15 protein-coding genes are annotated in these 21976 nt (G+C 53.4%); 12 read left to right on the forward strand and 3 right to left on the reverse strand.

Annotated features, from left to right (window positions below):
* Positions 1–197 precede the first annotated feature (197 nt).
* The gene (gene radA / locus MJ768_RS05545; RefSeq protein ID WP_239288739.1) at positions 198–1556 is read left to right on the forward strand and encodes a DNA repair protein RadA; all 1359 of its coding nucleotides are present in this window, start codon (positions 198–200) and stop codon (positions 1554–1556) included.
* A 201-nt stretch (positions 1557–1757) separates the two neighbouring features.
* On the opposite strand, the gene MJ768_RS05550 is transcribed toward radA, so the two are convergent.
* The 3 genes from MJ768_RS05550 to MJ768_RS05560 form a co-directional block, all read right to left on the reverse strand.
* Entirely contained in the window at positions 1758–2252 is a 495-nt protein-coding gene (locus MJ768_RS05550) for a hypothetical protein (RefSeq protein ID WP_239288740.1), read from the reverse strand.
* A gap of 241 nt (positions 2253–2493) precedes the next feature.
* On the reverse strand, positions 2494–4686 hold the full coding sequence (locus MJ768_RS05555) for an InlB B-repeat-containing protein (RefSeq protein WP_239288742.1): 2193 nt from the start codon (positions 4684–4686) through the stop codon (positions 2494–2496).
* A 330-nt stretch (positions 4687–5016) separates the two neighbouring features.
* A complete protein-coding gene (locus MJ768_RS05560; RefSeq protein ID WP_239288744.1) occupies positions 5017–6003 on the reverse strand; it encodes a hypothetical protein in 987 nt (328 codons plus the stop codon).
* A 604-nt stretch (positions 6004–6607) separates the two neighbouring features.
* Here MJ768_RS05560 and gloA point away from each other — a divergent pair.
* From gloA to MJ768_RS05610, 11 genes are all read left to right on the forward strand, one after another.
* Positions 6608–6994: a lactoylglutathione lyase gene (gene gloA / locus MJ768_RS05565; protein WP_239288746.1), complete on the forward strand. Its 387-nt coding sequence runs from the start codon at positions 6608–6610 to the stop codon at positions 6992–6994.
* Between the two features lie 103 nt (positions 6995–7097).
* Positions 7098–9461: a Tex family protein gene (locus MJ768_RS05570; protein WP_239288748.1), complete on the forward strand. Its 2364-nt coding sequence runs from the start codon at positions 7098–7100 to the stop codon at positions 9459–9461.
* A 159-nt stretch (positions 9462–9620) separates the two neighbouring features.
* Positions 9621–10526 (forward strand): hypothetical protein, encoded by a 906-nt coding sequence (locus MJ768_RS05575; RefSeq protein ID WP_239288750.1) that lies wholly within the window; start codon positions 9621–9623, stop codon positions 10524–10526.
* Between the two features lie 82 nt (positions 10527–10608).
* Positions 10609–11208, forward strand: a complete 600-nt coding sequence (locus MJ768_RS05580) for an REP-associated tyrosine transposase (RefSeq protein ID WP_445082971.1) — start codon at positions 10609–10611, stop codon at positions 11206–11208.
* Positions 11209–11430: 222 nt separating this feature from the next.
* Positions 11431–11589: a hypothetical protein gene (locus tag MJ768_RS05585; RefSeq protein ID WP_239288751.1), complete on the forward strand. Its 159-nt coding sequence runs from the start codon at positions 11431–11433 to the stop codon at positions 11587–11589.
* 200 nt (positions 11590–11789) lie between these two features.
* A complete protein-coding gene (locus MJ768_RS05590) occupies positions 11790–12251 on the forward strand; it encodes a hypothetical protein (RefSeq protein ID WP_239288752.1) in 462 nt (153 codons plus the stop codon).
* A gap of 323 nt (positions 12252–12574) precedes the next feature.
* On the forward strand, positions 12575–12805 hold the full coding sequence (locus tag MJ768_RS05595; RefSeq protein ID WP_239288753.1) for a hypothetical protein: 231 nt from the start codon (positions 12575–12577) through the stop codon (positions 12803–12805).
* Between the two features lie 403 nt (positions 12806–13208).
* Positions 13209–16484: an ATP-binding protein gene (locus MJ768_RS05600; RefSeq protein WP_239288756.1), complete on the forward strand. Its 3276-nt coding sequence runs from the start codon at positions 13209–13211 to the stop codon at positions 16482–16484.
* Positions 16485–16523: 39 nt separating this feature from the next.
* Positions 16524–16655 (forward strand): hypothetical protein, encoded by a 132-nt coding sequence (locus tag MJ768_RS15135; protein WP_256449828.1) that lies wholly within the window; start codon positions 16524–16526, stop codon positions 16653–16655.
* 204 nt (positions 16656–16859) lie between these two features.
* Positions 16860–18098 carry an ABC transporter substrate-binding protein gene (locus MJ768_RS05605; protein ID WP_239288758.1) on the forward strand — a complete coding sequence of 413 codons (1239 nt, stop codon included), beginning with the start codon at positions 16860–16862 and terminating at the stop codon, positions 18096–18098.
* The coding region (locus tag MJ768_RS05610; protein ID WP_239288760.1) for a PAS domain S-box protein at positions 18095–21976 on the forward strand (3882 nt) is incomplete at its 3' end. The genes MJ768_RS05605 and MJ768_RS05610, both read left to right, overlap by 4 nt.

The raw sequence follows: 21976 nt of genomic DNA on the forward strand, positions 1-21976 counted from the left end.
CAGCTCCTTCTTATTCAATCTGGATGCCATTCATTGACGGTGCAGGCGATGCGTTGAGGTTTTTATTTATTCAAGACGATTAGTTCCGCAGCAAAAACTTTCTCGCATCTAATCTCGTTTAAACCTGGCCTTATTTAGAAATTTTGTATTTTTGACCGCGCCAATTTTTCCTGTTTTGCTTTAAATAAAAGGTAATCATGGCGAAAACAAAAATAATATATAGCTGCACTGAATGTGGCGGACAGGTTTCAAAATGGCAGGGGCAGTGCCCGCATTGCACGGCTTGGAATACGCTGGTGGAAAGCGTGGCGGAATTGGCAACTAGCGGAAAAAATCGCTACAGCTCGCTGGCGACAACGAGCATGATGCAGACGCTGGCCGAAGTAGGGGCGGAAGAAGTGCCGCGCACGCCAACCGGAATCGCCGAGTTTGACCGCGTGTTGGGTGGCGGTCTAGTGAGTGGCGGTGTTGTTTTGATAGGCGGTGATCCCGGAATAGGTAAATCCACCCTGCTATTGCAAGCACTGGCGCATCTCGCTACACATAAAAAAGTTTTATATGTCAGTGGCGAGGAATCGGCGCAGCAAATCGCCTTGCGCGCTAGGCGACTATCGTTGGATGCGCGTGGAATGTACCTGTTGGCTGAAATTCAGCTGGAAAAAATCCAGTCTGTGATCAAGCAGGAAAAACCCGATGTGGTGGTGATCGATTCCATCCAGACCATGTATTCTGAACACCTCACATCAGCCCCTGGCTCGGTAGCGCAGGTGCGTGAATCCGCAGCGCAACTCACGCGCATGGCGAAGAGCACAGCAGTGACCATGATTCTGGTAGGCCACGTCACCAAGGATGGCACGTTGGCCGGGCCGCGTGTGCTAGAACATATCGTGGATACAGTGCTGTATTTCGAGGGCGATACCCACTCCAGCTTTCGCATGATACGCGCGTTCAAAAATCGCTTCGGAGCAGTAAACGAACTTGGCGTGTTCGCCATGACCGAAAAAGGCTTGCGTGAGGTGAGCAACCCCTCCGCGTTGTTTTTGTCGCAGCATGGCGCGCAAGTGGCGGGTTCATGCGTGATGGTGACGCAGGAAGGTACACGTCCGCTACTGGTCGAAATTCAGGCCCTGCTGGATGAGGCGCACTCGCCCAATCCGCGCCGCCTTTCATTGGGCGTGGAACAAAACCGTTTGGCCATGTTGCTGGCCGTATTGCACCGCCATGCAGGCATTGCCTGTTTTGATCAAGATGTGTTTATCAACGCGGTGGGCGGAGTGAAAATTACCGAGCCGGGCGCCGACTTGCCCGTATTGCTCGCCATCGTGTCTTCGCTGCGCAATAAACCTCTGCCAGAAAAAATGGTGGTGTTCGGGGAAGTCGGCCTGGCTGGCGAAGTACGTCCGGTGCAGCGTGGTCAGGAACGCCTGCGAGAGGCTGCCAAACTAGGCTTTACAATGGCCATTATTCCCAAGGCTAACAAGCCGAAGCAAGAAATAGCAGGTATGGAAATTATTGCGGTGGAGCGGGTGGAGGATGCGGTAGCGAAAATGCGCTAGGGATGCTCAATATAATTCATGCAACCATTTGAATCATAAAGTTATAATTTATGCCATTAAATAGTGAGCCGTTCGTCCAGAATCTGACTGGACGGATTTCAAACCTTTTAATGGCTGACTTTATAGTGTCCCAGTCACATTAAGTCGCCCATTTCTTGAAAAACTGTAGCCTGCGCGGGCAAGTAAGCCAAGGTTCCCGGTTCACTCGAACCCTAGCACATTCTCGGCCAGAAAATCGGGGCCATAGCGCTCAATGAGAAAATCAATCTCGGCGAGCAGGCTCTCCTCTCCATCGGTTTCAATGACGCCGTTGCCAACCAAGTGGGCCAGCCAGCCCTCGGTCATGGCCTCACGAACGGTCCCGAGGGTGGGCGCAATGTCCGCTTCGCTGTTGTCCAGAATCGATTCGATCACCTCGGACAGCTCCTGGCTCGCCTTGACTGTGGTGAAGTCAGCTGCGAAGGCATCTTCACCGAATTCATCGATCAGCGCCTCAATCTCGGCATAGAGCGATTCCTCGTTGCCAAAGTCGTGCCGCTCCGCCTCGACACCCTGTGTGGCAAGCTGCTCTCGCAGTTTGTCGCGCACCAGTGCCAGTGTCACAGGCTCCTCGATATCGGGATCATTAACGATCGCTTCCATGGCCTCCGCCAGCTCTTCACTGACGCGGCTTTCAGGTTCGATGGGTAGGGGCAAGATTAATCTCCTTCGCAAAAGGTTGTGGGTTAACCCGATTGGGATGTGGGCGGGTTATCGAGTTCAAGCTTGGACGTACCGACCTGATACGTCGGTCTGGAATGGGCCACTCAGTCTGCAAAAATGGATAGGAATTTAAAAGCACCTTTTCAATTTATGCGAATTGAAAGTACACTTTATCGATCCAACCAGTCAAGACATTTCTATCGCGTATGGGTATTTCAGGATAGCCGGATAGTGCTTACTGCGGTGCGCACATCACCACACCTTCATTGATCCAACCGCGTGCCACTACTTCCTGAATCGCTGCTTGATCGCTGGTGATCCGGTGGTTGCTGTCTATGCCTCTACTGAATCCGTTGTTATAGGCGCGATATACCGGCGAGGTATGAGTGGGGCATGCGCCATTTACGGGCACCATCGTCAGGAAGTCCAGACTCTCGAAATTCCAGCGCTTTTGTGTTGCCGGAGTTGTCGCCTGCAATTGCTTAAGCTGCGCACATTCATCTGCGCTAGCGGTATAGAAGTGAGAGTTTGGCCCGGGCGACATGCTTCCATAGAATCGGCAAACAGGTAAATTCCCTCCAGACATGAACGTAACGCCCGTGCGCTGCCAGCGCCCGACTGCTCCGCTGTCAACAAAAGCTTGTTCGCCGGGACCGGCCGTAATGAAGTAATGATCCAGGTCGGGATTGTAATATTCGACGACTGTGCCAGTGGCGGCAATAGTGGAAAAGGTCGCAGTCACACTTTGGGGCATATTCATGGCGACGGAACAGGTAGCGTTGGTGCCACTGCATGCTCCGCTCCAACCGGAAAAAATAGAACCTGAAGCAGGCGTAGCTGTAAGCGTTACATTGGCTCCTTGGGTAAAAGGCGCGCTGCACCTCGTCCCGCAATTGATTCCGCTCGGGGACGAAATTACAGTACCGTTGCCGTTATTGAGCTTGCTGACAGAGAGTAAAAACGTCGGACCGGCGTTTAGCCATTGGTGAAGTGCGTCGCTGTATGCGACATCAAAGCGGCCATAATCATCTGATCCACTCCCATAGCAGCTTGCATTTCCTCCCCTCAACTGACCAATCAAATAATGGACGTTACCGATTGTCTCGAATAAACCGGCGCCACTACTGCCACTTTCTGTAATCCCGGAAGTATAGGTAATATCAAGAAATTTCCCGTTGGATTTATTTGAGAACGTGCACTCATAAGTGCCCGTGTTCGGATTTGTGGCAGTGCAGTCCTGAAAAGATTGAAACCTGCCGAAACTTATCTTCTGTAAATCGCCTTGCGGATGATGAATGCCCGTCACGTAAGCATACAGTTCAGGTGCATTCGGGGACCATCCTGCATAGTACGCTCCGGCAGGTGGGAGGTTGCTCAGCTGCATGAAGGAGGTGTCGGTTGCTTGGCTACCATAGAGCAATGTTGCGCCACCGGTACGTGTTTGGAATTCTGGATTAAGTGTGCCACTGTTGCAGGCCGCGGAGCGATAAAACCAGAAGGTTTGTAGTGTCGATGCCACAGTCTGACTGGTGATGCAGTGATTGGCGCTAAGGAAATAAGGCGTTCCGCTTGAGGATGCGTCATTGAGCAGCGTTCCAGAGCACAAAAAACTACTGCCCGAATCGACGAAGGTTATTTTTGCCGTGGATTTGCTTTCAGGACTCCATTCGCTGTAGCACGACACATCGATTTCACAGCTTGCAGCTTGCCCAATCTTGGAAATTTTTTCACCTGGCGCAGCCTTTAGGGGGCCAAAAAAAAAATGAGAGACGCTGGGAATTGCGATTTCAAGCGTATCCGGGCTGATACCTGACGGTAATTCGATTTCCAGGGTTACTTCTTCGCCCTCGACATGAGGCGACCAGTAGGTTCGGGCCGCGTCGCTACCGTCGCCTGCATCCAAATTGCGCTGAATGGTCTTCATGATCTCTTTTCCGGCAATTTCGTAGGCGACTCCTGACCCCTGTGAATAGAAGCGGAAGGTGACTTCCGCCGGCAAGCGGCGCACCAAAATGCCTAAGCGGATTCCCGTTGCCTGTGGTGAAGTAATGCTGATCGCCGCAATCTTTCCGCCTTGGGCGGTGTTCTGCCACTGTAGTCGGGTTGCTGTATCAGTGATACTTCCCAGTTGTGGGACATCGCGGCCGAAGCCGATTTTGCGGGGTGTACCGGGGCGCGAATCGACATTAGTTTCGGCAGATTTCTTCTCATTAGAGATGGCGCCAATCGAGATTGAATGCGGTGGAGGAGAGATGCTGGTGCGACGCGGCTTTAACGGCGAGGCGCTGCCGTCAGCGGGTGCGGGCAGGGTGAAAGATTCGACCCGGCCAGTAATGGGTTCAAATGGCTGCGCGTGGGATGGGTTAGAGATGATCGTCAGTAACACCCATAAGGCAGTTAAAACATTGGAGTTTAAGTTGCCTGGCATGATTTCCTTTGCGCCTTTTGTATCGATGAATTTTACAACACACTATACCTAATCACACAAAGCATGAGTGCATTTATAACTAACTTACCCAGTAATACACCCGAAATATTGAAATAAGGGCACCTCTAAAAATCCAATTTTCGTCACAATACGGCGTTACTCGAAAAAAATTATCGCTTACATATCAACTATATGCTGCGCTCAAATTTTTTACTCGTGCCTTGTCTTGCTTAGAAACTTGAATTGTTAGAGGCGCCCATAAATTAACCCGTCATCTCTGACGGGTTATGGGTGATTATTCTGCACCCTCTTATTTTTCCGCTTCCGTGCTTACTGTCCCGTCTGAATAATCGCTCGGACTTCCGAAGCCCACGCCGCAAGGGCAGCAATCCTTATGGAATCTTCCGAGGATAATGACTTTTCCATACCGGAAGAATTGTATTTTTCAAGATCCTTGGCAGAATGATTGACTGATATTTTTGCAGGCACCCTTAGAGCGTGTGTTGATAACGATGTTTTGGTTCCATCGTTAAGTCCAGTTTTAGCGCCTGTCTTGGTCGCGAGTCTCAGTGCATGAGCCTCGTAATTTGAAGAAAAACTCGAAGGAGTGTCGCCAGACATTGCTGTTACCCAGAAATAAATTCCGGTTCCGTGATCTCCGGAAAACTTAAAGGCAAACATATCGGTGTCTATCGTTAACGGTATATCCACGCAAAGCACCATCTCAGCGAATTCACCGGATACTTGAAATTCGCATCCCACGTCAGAGGCAGTAGTCGAAACAACACCGTTACCCGTCGAAGATGCGGCAAGTTTCTTGTTAAATGTCCTCACGCCAGAGAACGCGCTATCTTCCACTAATGTTGTAATCATCCACTGCCCCAGCAACCCATCAGGCCCATCAGCGTATCCGAACGGCCTCTTGGAAATGGCTCTCTGGCTCTCGCCCGGCAATGTAATGAAGCCGTGCTTTCCACTCGTAAAACTCACCGTAACTGTGCCGGCTGGATTTAATAAGGACGCAGGTTTGTAGGCAGCGCCAAACGAAGTGCCGTCACGTAAGTCAAGCAGAGAGGCTGTAAAAATATTGTTTACGATTGGACCCGCTGCGTAGTAAAACACGCTGCTGCCGTCGGCACGGTAACCGAAGTAGATGAAAACCATTACTTCGTTTTCAACCTCAATCTGAAATCCCCTGCCGGGAAGGCCATTGTCCTCGCTATCAACGCCCCAAATTCCGGTTGCCGGCATGAATGCCCATGCCGATGAGCTTATCGCAAGAAATAAAGCGGCCACTACATTTTTTAGATTTAACATTTTTTTTACACCCTCTGGTTAAGGTTAACTGCGACCCAATCAAGCAGGATCGAATTTACAGCGCAATTTGGATTTGGCCCCGAACCAATCAACCTCTGCGTCCTCAGGCTTAAACAGGCTGCTAAAAGCTAAATATTCCGGTGCGCTTATCATTGTCTAGATTCATTCAACAAAATTGAATAAGCAAACTGCTTATTTTTGCTTATCCATCGAAGCTTTGATCATGCCATATGGAGATTCGATAATTTTCGACATATCCGAATCTGCTCCGGGACGCTAACCTTGGACGGTCGGAGTTCCAATAGCAGTGCGGGTTTACCCTGAAGTGGCTGAAGTTCACACAATAAAAGATCAAAAAAAATTATGGTAGACTTAAATTCAATCTCTGCACAATAGCAAGGCGGTTTAGGAGTTTGGCGCGGCAGACGGGGGCAGAGAAGTAGCTCATAAGAGACTGGTTGTTTACTCAACGATATGAATTCAAATATTCTTGAATGTGATGAATGGCTGACCCGATCGCAGCTTTTGTGGCAATGCCCAAGTCGTTAAGGAGCCATATGACTAAAGATGGCCGCTTTTTATAATCAATTAGCTGGAGACACCTATGCGAATTCTTCATACCATGCTCAGAGTTGGTAACTTGGACCGTTCAATTGCTTTTTATACAGAAGTGCTGGGAATGAAATTGCTGCGTCGAAATGATTATCCAGACGGAAAATTCACACTGGCATTTGTTGGTTACCAAGATGAAAAAGACGGTGCTGTTTTAGAGCTCACTTACAATTGGGGTGTTGAAAAATATGACTTGGGATCAGGCTATGGTCATGTTGCCATTGAAGTCGATAACGCTGGCAAGGCATGCGAACTCGTCAAGCAAAACGGCGGGAGCGTAATCAGAGAAGCTGGACCAATGAAGCATGGCACAACTGTTATTGCCTTCGTGTCCGACCCGGATGGATACAAAATCGAGTTTATTCAAAAGAAGAGCTAACCTCGCAGGTGCTTTTTCAGCCAGGATAAAGCGCCTTTTGCATAAATCGCATAATCAACCCCAGAAATTGGGGTTCTATTCAATTCACTAAGTTAGTCGACACATGCTCCCATCCATTGAACAACGGCTTACAGTAGAAATTGCTGCCAAGCCTGCACAGATTGCATCAGCCATTGCCTTGTTGGACGAAGGTGCAACGGTCCCTTTCATCGCCCGCTACCGCAAGGAGGCGACTGGGGGATTGGACGATATCCAGTTGCGGCTGCTGGAAGAGCGTTTGCGTTATTTGCGCGAACTGGAAGAACGTCGCGCTACGATCATTACCTCGATTACCGAGCAGGACAAGATGACACCCGGGCTGTTGAATGCAATCACGCATGCCGAGGACAAGACTCATCTGGAAGATTTGTATCTACCCTACAAACCAAAACGGCGCACCAAGGCACAAATTGCACTGGAGGCAGGGCTGGCACCGCTTGCCGATACATTGTTGGCTAATCCGATGTTGCAACCGGAACAGGAAGCAGCCCAGTATCTGAAGCCACCCTTTACCATTGAGCAATGCGACAACCCCGGCGTGCCAGACATCAAGGCGGCACTGGATGGTGCACGCCAAATCTTGTTGGAACGCTTCGCGGAAGATGCCACCTTGCTGCAATCCCTGCGCGAATATGTGCAAGAACATGGCATCGTGGAATCTAAAGTGATCGAAGGCAAGGAAGAGCTTGCAGCGAAATATGCCGACTATTTCGATTACTCCGAATCGATCAAGACCATCCCTTCGCACCGTACCTTGGCCATATTGCGGGGTCGTCGTGAGGAGATGCTGAATGTGCGATTGCGCCTCGACAGTGAGGCAGACAAAGCAAATTGGAGTGCGCCGCATAATCCTTGCGAAATCCGTATTGCAAATCGGTTTGGCATTTCTCAGCAACATCGGCCTGCTGACAATTGGCTGATGGATACCGTGCGCTGGACATGGCGCGTGAAAAGTTTTTTGCATTTGGAATCCGAGTTGATGGGCGCATTGCGGATCCGTGCGGAAAAAGAAGCCATCAATGTATTCGCGCGCAACCTGAAAGATTTGTTGCTGGCCGCCCCAGCAGGCCCACGCGTCACGATGGGACTTGATCCGGGGATACGCACCGGGGTCAAGGTGGCGGTAGTGGATGAGACGGGGAAAGTAGTGGATACCGCTGTCATCTATCCGCATCAGCCGAGAAATGACTGGAATGGTTCCTTGCACACCTTGGCAAAATTGGCAGAAAAACATCGCGTAGCAGTAATCGCTATCGGCAATGGCACGGCTTCGCGGGAGACAGACAAATTGGCGCTGGAGCTGATCAAACGCCATCCAGAGCTGAAGCTGACCAATGTCGTGGTATCCGAGGCGGGTGCATCGGTTTATTCGGCATCCGAAATTGCCTCGCGTGAGCTGCCGGATATGGATGTATCACTGCGCGGAGCGGTATCGATTGCCCGGCGTTTGCAAGACCCGTTGGCCGAACTGGTAAAGATCGACCCGAAATCCATCGGGGTCGGACAATACCAGCACGACGTCGGCCAATCCCAATTGGCGCGTTCACTCGATGCCGTCGTTGAAGACTGTGTCAATGCCGTCGGCGTCGATGTGAATACCGCATCCGTTCCTTTGCTGGCGCGCGTTTCCGGATTGAGCAGCAGTGTGGCGCAGGGGATTGTGGCTTACCGGGATATCAAGGGCATGTTCACCTCTCGTGCTCAATTACGCGAGGTTCCGCGCCTGGGCGAAAAAACCTTTGAGCAGGCAGCGGGTTTCCTGCGCATCATGGGGGGTGACAACCCGCTCGATGCGTCTGCCGTACATCCTGAATCCTATCCGCTGGTGCAACGTATCCTCGCGGAGATCAAGCAGGACATCAAATCCGTTATTGGCAATAGCCAGCTATTGAACGCGCTCAATCCCGCCAAATATGTGAACGAGCAATTCGGCATGCCGACAATTTCCGACATACTGAAAGAACTAGAGAAGCCGGGGCGCGACCCGCGTCCTGAATTTACCACTGCCACCTTCAGGGAAGGCATAGAACAATTGTCTGACTTGAAGCCAGACATGATCCTCGAAGGTGTCATTACCAACGTTGCTGCCTTTGGTGCGTTCGTGGATATTGGCGTGCATCAGGATGGATTGGTACATATTTCCGCGTTATCGAATAGCTTCGTGAAGGATCCGCATGCGATCGTTAAAACCGGACAAGTGGTGAAGGTGAAAGTGCTGGAAGTGGACGAAAAACGCAAGCGCATCGCACTCACCATGCGCTTGACCGACGCTGCGCCGCAAGCAAATGGCAAACCTGAACAAAGAAATACACAGGGACAACAAGATAGTAGGAATCATATAAAGAGCGCAGTGGGAGACAAGAAACGAGAGTCTCCACAAACCGTATCAAACGCTATGGCAGCCGCTTTTACCAAAATTAAAACGTAAAGGGCCGGTAGAGAATGCAACCTGATTCATTCTTGTTAGGCAACCAAAATAGAATGTACCAAAACTATAATCTACTGTTGTCCATCGCCACGATCATCTGAAAATAAAATTACGTTATTGGCACAGCAGAGCAAATTGACGGCGGGACGACCTATCGACATGCAAAGCCAAGATCAAGCATCTCAATACATAGTGAGCATTCGGCAGCTTGGGGAAACCCTGGGGCAACTTTCCGCTCACTTTCGGAACAACATCCCGAATGGTGAAAGGTTAGCTGACGATAAATACTCGACAGATAATTGGCGCAGAAATACATATGGGAATATTTTGATCCGACTTCGCCAGTTAACTGAGAACAATTTTCGAATCGTTGAAACACTAAGCTTGCTGGTTACTGCGCGATATATATTTGAAGCAACCATATGGTTGAGGCTGTTTCAAAAAGACAAGAGGTATTGCCTTATTTATTATAGAGAGCTACTCAAAACACAGCTTAGGTTTTACGAAGATTCGCTTGCTCAGTTGCATCGTGAAATCGCATTGCTCAAGCGATTTGGAGAAATGGATCATCACGAGAATTCGATGACCTTAGAAGATATACGAGCATCTACATCATCAGCGGATTTTGCGAAAACAGTACGCTCAGCAATGGATCGAGTAGATTCAGAAGCAGCCAAATGCTTTTCCATATACGCGGACCAGGCAAGGACTAACGGCTACGAATTTCAAGCATATCTAGTAGGAACACAAGCTATTCCTCCCGTAGAGGAGAATATTTCCAGACTTAAGAGTGAGATTGCCGAATTTGAAAAAAATGTGCCTGCTGATGTTCAAAATCTTTTAAAGGGCCGCTGGCAATGGCGCGGGATGTCAGATGAGGCAGGTATGCTGGAAGAGCATGACTATATTTATGCTTACGCCAGCAAACTGGTTCACGCTACACCAGCATCGATTACAACAGATCAAAAGAACCTAGAGATGCCTGAGGTCTGCATATTCCTGCGTTACATACAGGTTAAATTACTTGAGATTATTGATCTCGCTAGTTTACAACCAGCCATGTAGGGTGGGCACGTTTTTGCCTCGTAGAGGTTCTCGCACCCGGAGGGTGTGCCCACGCGGATTCGTCATTTTGGGGTAGACAGCTATGTCACGTTATCGCCGCGCAATGGCTGTAGGCTCAAGCTATTTCTTTACAGTGGTCGCTTACCGGCGGCAATCGATTCTATGTGACGAAGCGATTCGCAACGCATTGCGCGCCTCAATCGAAACGGTGCGTGTGGCGCGTCCTTTCGTCATCGATGCATGGGAATTGTTGCCTGACCATTTACATTGCGTGTGGACATTACCTGACGGTGATGCCGATTTTTCCACCCGTTGGATGATGATCAAGCGAGCGGTTTCTTTGGCCTGCAGAGAAGATTATCGTCGTGCCGACTGGGTGACTGCATCAAAACTCAAACATCGCGAATCGACTATCTGGCAACGGCGATTCTGGGAACACCAAATTCGTGATGAAAATGATTTTGCTGCCATGTCAATTACATTCATTTCAATCCGGTTAAACGCGGACATGTACAACGTGCGGTTGATTGGCCTCATTCGACATTTCACCGCTATGTGCGTGATGGGGTATATGCGCATGACTGGGCTGTTGCGATGGAAAGCTGCCCGCGTGGGCACAAAGACGTGCCCACCCTACTTGACTGGTGCAAGGGTCACGGCAGTGTGGTTCCATCTTGGTTGAAAATATGATGGTGGCGGGGCAGTAAACTTGTTCGAGGGGGTGAATTGTCGAAGCCAATTATTTTGATGTTGGGCTTCATTTCATTCAACTCAACCTACCGGGCTTGACAATGCTTACTGATATAGGCGACATTGTTGGCTTATGAAAATGTTTTATATATTACGTTAGGCTGCGGTACAGCCAAAGAAACCAAAAAAACCTTTATCATTGGAGAACATTTCTATGCAAGAAGATAATGAGTCAAACGAACCAAGCGAGCCAACTACACCAGCCCCAACTCCAACTCCAACCCCATCACCACCTCCACCGATTTACGAGGAGTTTCCGGAACTTGAAGAAGCGGAAAATAAACAAGAGAAAGAGCGTAAGAAGTCTAATTAACTCTAGGGCATCTCTAAATAATTGGCAAGAAATACTGGGTTCAGATCTTTAGGGCGGATTCGCCGATAGGCAAACCGCCATTTCGGGACATACCAATGGCGGTTTGGGTTTGTGGAAACTCCAGCCCGGTAGATACCGTCTTTAAAGTCAAGCATTTTTAATGCTACAATTTTGATTGTTAACCAATAAGGAGAGCTCTCATGCCAACACTTAGCACACCCACCCTCACCTTGGGCGCCACCACTAACAATAAGCGCGATGTGACGGTCGCGGGCAACATCACTTTTACCGAAAGCGACGTAGGCAGAACCTACCGCTTGGAAATCAAGATTTTCGGTGAGGATAAGGGCGACGACTCGTTGCCGTCGGATGATGCGGTCGGTGACGACTTGCTCTACACTTATCTGTTCCCCGGCTCCGGCATTTTTCTCTCATTCAAAAACATCACCGTGGCCGCTGCCGGCACAATAAGTTATTCCGAGAAGCGCGCGATCGATACCGGAAAGCTCGATGAAGACAAGGGTTTGGTGCAGGTTGGCGAAGCTAGCATCCACACGCCGGTCTTTATGCCCCGCAAGGACGAGGTATACGCCAGTGTGACGGTGTCAACGGCGTCGGTGACGAAGAAGTCAGCGACGGTGTCGTCGGGTATCGGGGTCTAAAAACGCAGAGGTGCGCTCAGAAAACACTTAGTCGCGGTATCGCCCGATAGTAAGTGTCCTATCGCATGCAGGTGTTTTAGTAACACCACCGTTGCCAGCGAACGATGGGCGTTTTTCATCGTTTTTATGGTCGCGTGCAAGCTATCAATATGCGGCACCAATACATTGAAGTGCCGTTTAGTCAAAGTAAGTATCCCCCGGTAAAGCCGGGGGCTTTAATTTGCGAGCCGCTTAAAGCGGCTTAACGGGGTCGCTCCCTGCTCCTGTGACCACTTTTTCGGTAGCCGGTCAGCGCCATAGCTCGGTAGGGTAGGCTGAACGAAATGAAGCCCAACATCTCACCGCTTATCATAACCATCTATCCCATCATTTATTTTCTCACCCTGCATTCGATGCTACCAGATGCCGCGCTCACTCTTGGCTTGGCGGCTGACACGAATGTGTTTGTCTTTTCAGTCGCCGCGAGAACCCGGCCTTATATGCCTCCCGCGTTTCTTGATTTTCCGCAGAAATCAGGCTGGTGTGTTGCACCGCCAGTGCGATTGATCCGGTGAACGAACATCAATATGGGGAAGATATCCAAAGGGATCGTGGCTTGCTTCCATCTGATGAGGCATTATGAAACTCTGTCCCCGGCGCTACAAAACATCAGCAGAAAATGGACGATGCCCTTCAGGGACTGAAAAGTTGCTTTTGATCGCATTATTTCCAGTTTGGGGGGCGGATGTCGTAGCATTAACATATGGGCACCTCTAAAAATATAATTTTGCGAGCAGCCGCATTGCGGCTTGCCTGCTTACCCCGTTTCGTCACAATACGGGGTTACTCGAAAAAAATTATCGCTTACATATTAAGTATATGCAGCGCTCAAATTTTTTACTCGTGCCTTGTCTCGCCTAGAAACTTGAATTTTTAGAGGCGCCCATATTCCGATTACACAAAATTCAGGATCCCGTCGTGCGAAAACTAAATTTATCAGTAATTTCATCTGGCTTGCGTCAACAAGTGAAAAGGCTTTGGGCAGCGTTCCTGCTTCCGCTCTATAAGCACACTATTCTGGTGTTAAGCATTATCTTTTGTAGCGGTGCGCTGCTTGCTTTGTGGTATTTATCTCACGCCACGACCACGCTGGTGCAATCTGCCGCACTGCAGGGCATTACGCTGCATGCAAAGTCTCTAATGGAACTGCGTAACCTATATACATCTGAAGTTGTGGATCGCGTGAGCGGCCACAACGTTGAAGTGACACACGACTACCTGCAAAAGCCGGGGGCTATTCCGTTACCTGCCACCTTCAGTATGGAACTGGGCAGAAGGATCAGCTTGCGCGGTTCTGGCATGATGGTGCGTTTATACAGCAATTACCCCTTTCCCTGGCGCAAGGATAGCGGTGCGCATGATGATTTTGAGAAGCAGGCTTTGGTGGCGTTACAGGCGAATCCTAAACAGCCCTACTACCGTTTTGAAGACTTCCAGGGACGCGCATCGCTACGCTACGCCACGGCGGATGTAATGCGCGCGGAATGCGTAAGCTGCCACAATGCACGCCCGGACAGCCCTAAGCATGACTGGAAAGTAGGTGATGTGCGCGGTGTGCTGGAGATTGTTCGACCACTGGACAGTTTAGTGGCGCAAAGTCGTACCGATCTGCGTGACATCTTCATTCTCTTTGGCACGCTACTGGCGCTGGGATTGGGGGCGCTCGCATTGGTCGTTACGCGCTTACGGCGTGTGTCAGTTGAATTGGAAGATCAAGTAGCGCAGCGCACCGCCGATCTGGAGCAGGCCAATGTAGCCATGGCGATCAAGGAAGAAGAGACCCGCTCCGTGGTCGAGCATATGGTGGATTGTGTCATTACCATCGACGAAAAGGGCATCGTCCGTTCTGCCAACCCGGTCGTGGAAAACCTCTTCGGTTACACCCGCGATGAAGTGATCGGGCAAAACATTTCTATTCTTATGCCAGAACCTCACAGTAGCGGCCACGACGGTTACATGGAGAGGTATTACCGAACCGGGCAGGCTCACATCATCGGTATTGGGCGTGAAGTCGAAGGGCTGCACAAGAATGGTGAACGCATTGCGGTATATCTTGCAGTCAGCGAATACTTCGTCGGAGGAAAACGCTACTTCACCGGCATTCTGCGCGACGTCCGTGAACGTGTGCGTATCATGAAAGACCTGGAACAGGCCCGGCTTGAGGCCGAACAGGCCAACCAGGCCAAATCGGCTTTCCTCGCCGCCATGAGCCACGAGATCCGCACTCCCATGAGCGGTGTGATCGGCATGGTCGACGTGCTGCAGCAAACCAGCCTCAATGGCTACCAGGTGGAGATGGTCAATCTCATCCGGGAATCGGCTTTTGCTCTGCTGGAGATCATCGAGGACATTCTCGACTTCTCCAAGATCGAAGCTGGCAGACTGGAAATCGAACGCGTGTCCACGCATGTGGCGGACGTGGTAGAGAAGGCTTGCGGCATGCTGGAACACCTGGCCGCGAAGAAGGGTGTGGAGCTCACCCTGTTCATCGACCCGGCGATTCCCGAAGAAGTGCTGGGCGATGCCCTGCGCCTGCGTCAAGTGCTGGTCAACCTCGCTAACAACGCCATCAAGTTTTCCAGCGGTCAGCAGCAACCAGGCCGGGTATCGGTGCGCGCATTGCTGGCCAAGCAAGGCCCAGACCAGGTGACGGTGGAGTTTCAGATAACCGATAACGGCATCGGCATGGATGAGGAAACCCAGTCCCGGCTCTTCACCTCCTTCACCCAGGGCGACGCCTCCACCACCCGGCGATTTGGCGGTACCGGACTGGGTCTGGCCATCTCCCGCCACCTGGGGGAACTGATGGGCGGGGAGATCGCGGTGCAGAGCGCGCCCGGCAAGGGCTCCACCTTCACCGTGCGCCTGCCGTTTGCGCTGCCGCCGGCCAGGCCCGCCGTCGACGGCAAGACGGTTGACCTGAGCGGGCTTTCCTGCCTGGTGCTAGGCGACGACAACGGGATGGGCGACGATCTGGCTGTCTATCTGAGAGACAGCGGCGCGATCGTTGAGCGGGTGCCGGACCTGACCGCAGCCCGCAAACGGATCAACACGCTTCCGTCCGGCCTGTGGTTGCTTATCATCGACGCCGGGCACGATGCGCCACCGATCGAGGAATTGCGCGCTGCCTTCCGCGCCCGATCTGACCTGGAACCGCATTTCGTGGTGGTCGAGCACGGGCACCATCAGCCCGATATCGAGCCCCGCTTTATCGTCATCAGGCGCGGGCACCGTCGTCGGGGGCGCGTCGAAACGGTGGATCTGGTCACCCTGGACGGCGACATCATGCATCCCCAGTCCTTCCTCCGGGCAGTGGCCATCGCCGCAGGACGGGCGCATGAGGAAGACGAGTCGCCGCTCCCAGGCAAGATCGAGACGATGATCATTCCTCCCTCGCGCGCGATGGCTCTGCAGCAGGGCAGGTTGGTCCTGGTGGCCGAAGACAACGAAATCAACCAGAAAGTGATCCGGCAACAGCTCGCGCTGCTCGGATATGCCGCAGATATCGCCGGCGACGGCCGCGAAGCGCTGAAACGCTGGGGGAGCGGTGACTACGCGTTGCTGCTCACCGACCTGCACATGCCGGAAATGGACGGCTATCAACTGACCGCGGCCATCCGCGTCGACGAGGTCAGCAAGGCTGGCAAGCGCCGCATCCCGATCGTCGCCCTGACCGCCAACGCACTCAAGGGCGAGGCCGAGCATTGCCGTGCCGTCGGCATGGACGACTATCTGAGCAAACCGGTGCAACTTGCGGACTTGAAAGCCACGCTGGCGAAATGGCTGCCGGCCGCCGCCGCCAGCCCGGCCACACCCGCTCCGCCCGTCCCGCCGGCCCCACCCGCCACGGCACCGGCCGCGGCGGCAGGACCGGTGGACGTGAGCGTTCTCGAAGGGCTGGTAGGGAACGACCCGGCGGTGATCAGTGAACTCCTGCGGGATTTTCGTTCCAGTTCGGTCAGAATAGCGGCGGAATTGCGCGCCGCCTGTCAAGTGGGACAGACGGCGGCAGTCAGTGCCGCAGCCCACAAGCTTAAATCATCGGCTCGTTCGGTCGGCGCGCTGGCGCTGGGCGAACTGTGCGCCGAAATGGAACAAGCGGGGAAGGCGGGCGACACCGGAGCACTGGCGGTGCTGTTGCCTCGCTTCGAGGCGGAAATGGCCGTCGTGGATGAATATCTTGGTTCGTTGTAAACACAATTCCGTGTTGTGAAAAGATTGGGAGAGAAAGTGATGATTGAAAGACTCATGGTAAAAATTCTGGTGCTCGACGACGAGCCATTCATGCTCAAGCTGCTGGCCCGCATGCTGACAAACCAGGGGTTCACTTCGGTTGCGCTCTGCGAAAGCGGGCGGGCCGCGTAAATTCTTGGAATTCGTCGATCTTCATAATTATTTATCCTATTGATAAAAATAGGTAAATTATATATCAATACTTAGTGCGAACATGGCCATCATTTAACTGGTTAATGGACAATCTCGATTAAAATAACCATCGTGTCTAGGATGAAGAAGTTAGTATCCAAATTATTCAGATGGTGAGACGCTTGACTCCAGGGAGGACTGAGTATGAAAGTCAGCCAGAAAATTCTTATTGCGCTTGTGCTAATGAGCATCCTGCTGATTACCACCTTCATGGCATGGCGACAATATTCGGTTGCCGCGCCAAGCATCAGGATCGGTGTATTGCACTCCTTGTCCGGCAGCATGGCGACCAGCGAAAAACCACTGGTGGATGCACTCCAGTTGGCTATCGAGGAAGCCAATGCAACGGACGGTATCCAGGGTCAGAAGATCGAGGCAGTAGTGGTCGACTGCCGGTCCGACCCGACGTATTGCGCCCAACAGGCAGAACGTCTAATCACTAAGGAAAAGGTCAAAGTATTGTTCGGCTGCTGGACATCTGCCTGCCGCAAGGCAGTAAAACCGGTAGTGGAAAAGTACCAGCATCTGCTATTTTACCCGGTGCAGTATGAAGGCATGGAGCAGTCGCCCAATATCATCTATACCGGCGCCGCGCCCAACCAGCAGATCATTCCTGCCGTGCTCTGGGCGCTGAACGAGTTGGGCAAACGCGTTTATCTGGCAGGATCGGACTACGTCTTTCCGCGCACGGTGAACATCATCATCAAGGATATTCTTGCCGCGCAAGGCGCGGTGCTGGCCGGAGAACGTTACCTGCCGCTGGGAGAGATCGCCATGGATGAGTTGGTGTCTGACATCGTCAAACAGCGGCCAGATATGGTGTTGAATACCATCACCGGCGACAGCAACATCGCCTTCTTTCGGGCGCTGGACAAGGCCGGAATCACTGCGGACAAGATACCGGTGTTGTCATTCAGCATTGCCGAGGTGGAGCTGGTAGCCAAGCACGCCCTGATGATGGCGGGGCACTATACGGCGTGGGGTTATTTCCAAAGCATTCAATCACCGCAAAATCAGGCGTTCGTGCAACGATTTCGCGACCGCTTCGGCCAGCAAGCCGTGCTCGACGACCCAATGGAAGCCTCTTACATCGGGCTGCACTTGTGGGTTCAGGCGGCACGCGAAGCCGGTTCAGCCGAACCTGCCCAAGTGCAGCGCACGATTCTGCGCCAAAGCCTGCTCGCGCCAGAAGGAGTGGTTTCGCTTGATCCAGCCACCCGCCATCTGTGGAAAATGGCGCGCATCGGCAAAGTCCGGAGTGACGGCCAGTTCGATATCGTCTGGGATTCCGGGCGGCCGCTTGAGCCGGCGCCATTCCCCGCATATCGCTCGCGCGAGGAATGGAATCAGCTGCTGCAAAACGTCGAGGGAATGAAACCATGAGGTTTACCTCCCTCACGCAGCGTTTTGCGGTCTGGTTCGCGGCGGTTTCACTGCTGCCAATCTTGATGATAGGCTACAGTCTGTTGCGTGCCTTCGAAGCGGAAATGCAGAAAACGGCGATCCAGCAAGTTTCGGCCATCGCCGACATGAAGGCGGAACAGATTGATACTTATCTGCGCGAACGCCTTCTCGATGCCAAGGTTATACAATCGGTCAGCACTACGCGCGAGGCCATGCGCGAGTTTGCCCGGGTCTTTGCCAAAAGCGGGGTGGAATCAGATGCCTACCGCCAGCTGGTTGCCAACTACCGCGACCACTTCAAACGCATTATCGAGGATGCGGGTTATTACGACCTGTTCCTGATTTCCCAGCAGGGCACGGTGGTGTATTCCCAAAACCATGAATCCGATTTCGCCACCAACCTGCTCACTGGACCCTATCGCAATAGCGGCCTGGGCACGGTTACCCGCCAAGCGCTTAACACATTGCAAAGCGGCATCTCGGATTTTGAATTCTATGCGCCATCGGGCGGCGCAATCGCTGCCTTTATGGCATTTCCAATCGTGGTTCAGGGGAAAGTTGAAGGCGTGCTGGCGCTGCAAATATATAGTGAACGCGTGTTTCAGGTGCTGACAGACAAAACGGGGCTGGGGGCTAGCGGCGAAACCGTGGTGACGCGTCTCGAGGACGAGCACACCGCGCTGGTAATGGCCCCGCTGAAAGATGAACCTGATGCAGCGCTGAAGCTCAAAATCCCGCTGAATATTCCCCCGCTCTCCACTGCGACCTGGAGTGGCCTGCACGGTCAGCATGGCAGCGGCCTCACGATGGATTACCGCGGCAAGGAAGTGGTCGCTGCCTGGCTCTACTTGCCCCGCATGGGTTGGGGCATGGAGGTCAAGATGGACGCGAACGAGGTGTTCGCTCCCGTTTATCGTATGCGCACCTTTGGCCTGATGATTCTCGGCTTGACGCTCCTTGCCGCCATTCTGGGCGCCATTCTGTTTAGCCGCCGTATGGTCTCCACCTTGAAAACCCTCAGTCGCAGCGCGCAGAATATAGCTGCCGGTAATCTGCAGCAGCGCGTGTCGGTTGAGGGCCAGGACGAAATGGGGCAGCTTGCGGGCGCCTTCAACACCATGACGGAACGGCTGAATGCCAGTAACCGCAAACGGGAAGTTGCTGAAAACGATCTCAGGCAACTCAACCAGGAGCTGGAATACAGAGTGGCGGCGCGCACCGCCGACCTGGAACAGGCCAATATAGCCATGACGGTCAAGGAAGAAGAAATCCGCTCTGTGGTCGAGCATATGGTGGATTGTGTCATTACCATCGACGAAAAGGGCATCATCCGTTCCGCCAACCCGGTCGTGGAAAAAATATTCGGTTACACCCGCGATGAAGTGATCGGGCAAAACGTTTCCATGCTTATGCCAGAACCCCACCGTAGCAGCCACGACGGTTATATAGAAAGATATTCCCGAACCGGTCAGGCCCACATCATCGGTATTGGGCGTGAAGTCGAAGGGCTGCACAAGAATGGCGAACGCATTGCGCTATATCTTGCAGTCAGTGAATACTTCGTCGGGGGAAAACGCTACTTCACCGGCATTCTGCGCGACGTCCGTGAGCGTAAACAGGCGGAGGAGGCTCTGAGCAGAAGCGAGCAACGCCTGCGGGCCATTGTGGACAATATGAACGCCTTCGTCGGCGAAGTGATGCCGGACGGAACACTGGTGGAGGTCAACCGCGTCGCGCTGGAAGTCGGCGGTCTACAGAGCCAAGACGTTATCGGTAAGCGGTTCGAAGAAACCGGATGGTTTTCTTATGCACCGGTGGTGCAGGCGCAAATCCGTGAGGACATCGAGCGTGCACTGAGTGGCCAGATAGTGCGCCACGACATGGATATGCGCATAGCGAGCGGCGGTCTCATGACTATCGATTTCATGCTCGTGCCGGTTCGCGACGCCGAGGGCCGGGTGGTCAAACTGATTCTTTCTGGCGTCGACATCAGCGAGCGGGCACGCATCATGAAAGATCTGGAACAGGCCCGGCTTGAGGCCGATCAGGCCAACCAGGCCAAATCGGCTTTCCTCGCCGCCATGAGCCACGAGATCCGCACTCCCATGAGCGGTGTGATCGGCATGGTCGACGTGCTGCAGCAAACCAGCCTCAATGGCTACCAGGTGGAGATGGTCAATCTCATCCGGGAATCGGCTTTTGCTCTGCTGGAGATCATCGAGGACATTCTCGACTTCTCCAAGATCGAAGCTGGCAGACTGGAAATCGAACGCGTGTCCACGCATGTGGCGGACGTGGTAGAGAAGGCTTGCGGCATGCTGGAACACCTGGCCGCGAAGAAGGGTGTGGAGCTCACCCTGTTCATCGACCCGGCGATTCCCGAAGAAGTGCTGGGCGATGCCCTGCGCCTGCGTCAAGTGCTGGTCAACCTCGCTAACAACGCCATCAAGTTTTCCAGCGGTCAGCAGCAACCAGGCCGGGTATCGGTGCGCGCATTGCTGGCCAAGCAAGGCCCAGACCAGGTGACGGTGGAGTTTCAGATAACCGATAACGGCATCGGCATGGATGAGGAAACCCAGTCCCGGCTCTTCACCTCCTTCACCCAGGGCGACGCCTCCACCACCCGGCGATTTGGCGGTACCGGACTGGGTCTGGCCATCTCCCGCCACCTGGGGGAACTGATGGGCGGGGAGATCGCGGTGCAGAGCGCGCCCGGCAAGGGCTCCACCTTCACCGTGCGCCTGCCGTTTGCGCTGCCGCCGGCCAGGCCCGCCGTCGACGGCAAGACGGTTGACCTGAGCGGGCTTTCCTGCCTGGTGCTAGGCGACGACAACGGGATGGGCGACGATCTGGCTGTCTATCTGAGAGACAGCGGCGCGATCGTTGAGCGGGTGCCGGACCTGACCGCAGCCCGCAAACGGATCAACACGCTTCCGTCCGGCCTGTGGTTGCTTATCATCGACGCCGGGCACGATGCGCCACCGATCGAGGAATTGCGCGCTGCCTTCCGCGCCCGATCTGACCTGGAACCGCATTTCGTGGTGGTCGAGCACGGGCACCATCAGCCCGATATCGAGCCCCGCTTTATCGTCATCAGGCGCGGGCACCGTCGTCGGGGGCGCGTCGAAACGGTGGATCTGGTCACCCTGGACGGCGACATCATGCATCCCCAGTCCTTCCTCCGGGCAGTGGCCATCGCCGCAGGACGGGCGCATGAGGAAGACGAGTCGCCGCTCCCAGGCAAGATCGAGACGATGATCATTCCTCCCTCGCGCGCGATGGCTCTGCAGCAGGGCAGGTTGGTCCTGGTGGCCGAAGACAACGAAATCAACCAGAAAGTGATCCGGCAACAGCTCGCGCTGCTCGGATATGCCGCAGATATCGCCGGCGACGGCCGCGAAGCGCTGAAACGCTGGGGGAGCGGTGACTACGCGTTGCTGCTCACCGACCTGCACATGCCGGAAATGGACGGCTATCAACTGACCGCGGCCATCCGCGTCGACGAGGTCAGCAAGGCTGGCAAGCGCCGCATCCCGATCGTCGCCCTGACCGCCAACGCACTCAAGGGCGAGGCCGAGCATTGCCGTGCCGTCGGCATGGACGACTATCTGAGCAAACCGGTGCAACTTGCGGACTTGAAAGCCACGCTGGCGAAATGGCTGCCGGCCGCCGCCGCCAGCCCGGCCACACCCGCTCCGCCCGTCCCGCCGGCCCCACCCGCCACGGCACCGGCCGCGGCGGCAGGACCGGTGGACGTGAGCGTTCTCGAAGGGCTGGTAGGGAACGACCCGGCGGTGATCAGTGAACTCCTGCGGGATTTTCGTTCCAGTTCGGTCAGAATAGCGGCGGAATTGCGC

Source organism: Candidatus Nitrotoga sp. 1052, assembly GCF_927312905.1.
Classification (GTDB): domain Bacteria; phylum Pseudomonadota; class Gammaproteobacteria; order Burkholderiales; family Gallionellaceae; genus Nitrotoga.